Origin of the sequence: Paeniglutamicibacter sp. ORCA_105 (assembly GCF_045798545.1) — a bacterium.
GTDB lineage: Bacteria > Actinomycetota > Actinomycetes > Actinomycetales > Micrococcaceae > Paeniglutamicibacter > Paeniglutamicibacter sulfureus.
This window is the reverse complement of the sequence record NZ_JBIXLM010000111.1, coordinates 1-242: the sequence shown is the minus strand read 5'-3', so window position 1 is coordinate 242 and position 242 is coordinate 1. Positions and strand designations below refer to the sequence as shown.

Sequence of the window (242 nt, the reverse complement as noted above, 5' to 3'; positions counted from 1 at the left end):
GTCGGCGGGTGTTCTTTCGCTGCACCGCCAGACGAAGGTGGAGGTGCTGGGCAGGAGCGGTTCCTGGACCAGGGTCCTTGTTTCGGGGAAGACCGGATTTGTGCCGGCGAGCAGCCTGGGCTCGTCGAATCCCTCGAATGTCTATCGCTGGGTGAAGGGCAAGCAGCCCGTCTACCAAGCTGCCAAGACCTCGGGCACGAAGATCGGCACGCTTACGAACAACACGAGGGTGCAGTGGCTGC

1 protein-coding gene is annotated in these 242 nt (G+C 62.8%); it reads left to right on the top strand.

The window, feature by feature from the left end; all coding sequences use genetic code 11:
- Positions 1-242: hypothetical protein (locus ACIPUB_RS20170; protein ID WP_407609010.1), on the top strand; the 242-nt coding region annotated here is incomplete at both ends.